The organism is Candidatus Hydrogenedentota bacterium, assembly GCA_019695095.1.
Taxonomy (GTDB): Bacteria; Hydrogenedentota; Hydrogenedentia; order Hydrogenedentales; family SLHB01; genus JAIBAQ01.
The window spans coordinates 1-3,938 of record JAIBAQ010000327.1; the positions used below are offsets into that span (position 1 = coordinate 1).

General features: G+C 56.3%; 3 protein-coding genes. 2 read left to right on the forward strand and 1 reads right to left on the reverse strand.

Features of this window, described 5'->3' with window-relative positions; translation table 11 throughout:
* Window positions 1-439 (reverse strand): DUF3015 domain-containing protein (locus K1Y02_25750; GenBank protein ID MBX7259785.1); only part of this gene is annotated, 439 nt, incomplete at its 3' end.
* 266 nt (window positions 440-705) lie between these two features.
* On the opposite strand from K1Y02_25750, the gene K1Y02_25755 reads away from it, so the two are divergent.
* Window positions 706-1,734 carry an SIR2 family protein gene (locus K1Y02_25755; protein MBX7259786.1) on the forward strand — a complete coding sequence of 343 codons (1,029 nt, stop codon included), beginning with the start codon at window positions 706-708 and terminating at the stop codon, window positions 1,732-1,734.
* Window positions 1,735-1,737: 3 nt separating this feature from the next.
* A complete protein-coding gene (locus tag K1Y02_25760) occupies window positions 1,738-3,429 on the forward strand; it encodes a DUF853 family protein (GenBank protein ID MBX7259787.1) in 1,692 nt (563 codons plus the stop codon).
* Window positions 3,430-3,938: the final 509 nt, after the last annotated feature.

Consider the following 3,938-nt stretch of genomic DNA (forward strand, 5'->3'; position numbering starts at 1 on the left):
AGGCGATCTCGACGATTTGCTCGCTGGAATGCGCCGCTGAGATCTGCTCATTGAAAAGATCAGGATAAGCATTTCTCATGCTGTCCTGAAGGTCCGTCCACTGATCGGCAGAGACGCCGGTGAGGCTGGCCAGCGACGCAAGATATTCTCCCTGACCGCGGGCAATGTCGACGCGAAGATTCTCATGCGTATGCGTGGCGAAGACTGTGGCCTTTGCCTTAGCTCTGAGAAGGCGGCCGTCCGTCATAGCGCCCGGTGTGGTGCTCGACGTAAACTCCGTGGTGGGGTCGAGGAATTCCCTCGTCGCGCCGGAGGTGCCGCCGGTGAGGTCAGTCGTTGCGTCAAACGGCGCCTTCGTCAACTCGACGGTAGCGTCCGTCATGCAGCCGGCGAGAGTGAGGAGCAAACCGGGGATCAGTACGAAGCGTGTTGTCATCATAATGGGCCTCCCTGGGTTCGCCTGATGGATACAAGAGTGAAGTATCACATCGATAGCAGAGGCGACCCTAGGAAGAGTCCTAGGCGTAAAGAAGTGGCCGATTCATGGAAATGCGGACAGAGTGGGGGCAGCGTGGGTATTTCTGTGCGTTCCACTTGACAGGTTCGAAAGCTCGGCGTAGACATCTGCCGCGTCTGTTTCTGCTGCGGGAGGGCGGCAAAAGTTCTTGTGCCGTTCTTGCACTATTGTCTCCCAGTCTTTACTGCATGACCACTGCGTCCGAATTCAAGGCGGAACTTGAGGCGAAGGTTGCCCAGCAACTCAAGTCGCAGCGTGTAGGCTACTTGCTCGGCGCGGGCTCCTCCAATCTCAATAACGACGGTTATCCGCTCGCCTTTCAACTATGGGATAAAATCAAAAACAGCATCACCGATGTGGCCAAGCGCAAGGACATCCAAGACAAGCTTGATGGCGGCGCCAGTGGCATCGAGCATGCTTTAGACCTGCTTGATGACGGTGGTGCGACCGACACGCCCTATCGCTACTTGGTAACGAACGCTATCGCAAATCTGTTCATGCCGATGTCTCCGCCGCTGGAACTGCACGTGGAGTTTGTTAGGCGAATCGCTCGGCGGGCGGAGCCGCTCACGAAGCTCTTCAGCCTCAACTATGATCCGTTAGTCGAGCGAGCCGCAGCGAAAGTGAAAGTTCGGTTAGCTGACGGATTTCATGGCGCGGACCAAAGCTACTTTGATCCGGCAGTCTTCGAAGAGCGGGTGTTTCGAATCCGCGGTTCGCACCGTGGGAGGCAGTCAGATGAGACGGTAAAGCCCATCCAGCTAATCAAACTCCACGGGTCTTTAGGATGGTACGAATGTGCAACCAATGGCGTATGCAGGTGTAGCTTCGGCATGGAGCCGCCTATAGCTACAAGGCGGCTCATGATTCCACCTCAACGCCGGAAGGCCGCCGATACTACGGTACCGCCGTACTCGGCGCTCTGGTCCATTTTTCGTGGGAGCTTGTGCCACAACGCCGCTCCCATCAATCGGCTTGTCTGCATGGGATACGGCTTCGCCGATGAGCACGTCAATACGATCATCGAATCTGCATTGGCAAGAACGGACTTCACGCTTTTGATATTCACGAAGGCTCTTACGGATCTTGTTTGGAACCGATGGAGTGTGAAGACCAACACCATTGTTGTTACAGAGAATCGCTGCGCCTTCAAAGGAAATATCGGAGCGGGGCATGCCGATCTCTGGAGTTTCGAACGCCTTGCTAAGGAAATTTAACCCATGCCCACGCCAGCCAATACTGTAATCGGATACGTCGTCGATGTTCAGGGCAGTCTGCTCATGGCGACGCTAGTCGAAGACGAACAGGGGCATGCGCCTACTGTCACGATTGGCGATGAGGACATCTCTGTTGGCCAGCTTGGATCTTACGTCGCGATCCGGCAGAACGCGGTCCACATCATCGCCATCGTCACTCGGATGACCGAACAGGAAGCACTCGCCGCGCCAACGATCGAGACTCCGGGCGAAGATGCCGCACGACTGCCGTTTGCAAAGAGGATCGCGCGCCTGACCCCGATTGGTTCCATCAAGTCTGATGGGCAGTTTGATCGGGGTGTGGGGCAGTATCCGACCACGGGTGCAGAGGTGCATGCGATTGGGTCTGCTGGTATCGCCAAGATGTTCGACCGCTTCCAGTCCAAGGGTTTCTCGGTGGGCACGGTCGCGACGCACCCGTTGCTCAAGGTCTGCCTCGACCCTTCCAATCTGTTCGGACGACATTTTGCCATTCTCGGGCAGACCGGAGCTGGAAAGTCGTGGACGGTTGCCGCGCTCATTCAGCGTGCAGTAGCTGTAATGCCACGTGCACACATCATTATCTTGGACCTGCACGGGGAGTATTGTTGGAAGCGTGATGACGGCAACCGGCACTATGCCTTTGAGGAAACAATCGTGCGCCACGTGGACGCCAGAGACCTGGAGATTCCCTACTGGTTGATGACGTACGCGGAACTCTGCGATTTGTTGATTGACCGCACCGAACAGGCAGCACATAACCAGACCGCATTCTTTCGTGACACGCTTCGCCTGCTCCGTGAAAAAGAGAAGACACCACTTGGCCTAAACCGAGTTACTGTTGACACTCCGGTGTTCTTCTCACTGGAAGAACTTGTTGCCGCTATACGTGGGAAGAACACCGAGATGGTCCAAGGAACGAAAGGACTAAAGCAGGGGGATATGTTCGGTGACTTCGACCGCTTCCTTGTTCGCCTTGAAAGCCGTATGAACGATGTGCGGTACGACTTTCTTCTGAAACCGAAAGCGCGAACGAACTCCGCTTCACTAGTTGGAATGTTGCGGGATTTCGTCGGACTTGGCTCACAGAAGGCCGCTGTCACAGTGATCGATCTGTCCTCGGTCCCGTTCGACGTGCGGCCCACCGTCGCGGCGCAGATCGGCCGCTTAGCGTTCGAGTTTAACTATTGGAACCCGCGATACCGAGAATTTCCTATCCTCCTTCTGTGCGAGGAGGCCCACGCCTATATCCCGCGTGCGAGTGAAAGTCAGTTCGCAGGTTCCCGCAAGTCGATGGAGCGGATTGCGAAAGAAGGACGTAAGTATGGGGTTGGCCTTGCCATCGTGAGCCAACGTCCCCACGAGGTCTCTGAGACGGTTCTCGCGCAGTGCGGCACGTTTATTTGTCTGCGAATCACGAACCCCGACGATCAGGGCTATGTGCGTGGCCTCGTCCCGGAGAGCGAGGGCGATTTGGTCAGCGTGCTCGCAGGCTTGGGTCGTGGTGAGGCCCTCGTGCTTGGGGAAGCAGTTCCGCTGCCCACACGCCTTCAGTTTGACAGGCCGAACCCTACGCCTAACAGCGATGATGTTGATTTTTTTAAGAATTGGAAGGATGGTCCGGCAGATCTTGACGTGGACGAAATAGTGAGGCGCTGGCGTAGTCAAGAGCGATGAGCGCTCGGACCTCCAGATGGCGCTTAACAATCATCTGCAACGGTCGAGGCTGAGCGATCTCCCCGTGAACCGGAGCGTTAGGCCCCCCAACCGTCGAGGACTGGTCTTAAGCCAAATCGAGGGCGGCTATGCCGCTTCCCATTTGACCCAATGAGAGAGGTCCTTCGCGATCATGCGCCGCGGATCGGCGGGGCGGACTGGCGATGGGGATTCCCTACTTGCATGGGGCAACTTTGGCGGCGCGAACTACCACGTTCCACATGCATGCGACACAACTTTGCGACTGTGGTTATTCTCCCTGATTGCAGCGTAAATTTTATGCACCATGTATTTAACCTATGAGCACTGGCCCTCAAGTCACCTTCACCTCAGATTTCTTCAAACCCATCCCGGGCGAAGAGGAGAAGACCAATCCCGGCTGTTATGGCCAAGCCTTGGCCAACTGGTTGGCGGAGCGGCTTCGGGAGCGAGGGGTCTCCGTGGAGGGAGTCATTCCGGAAGATTTTGGG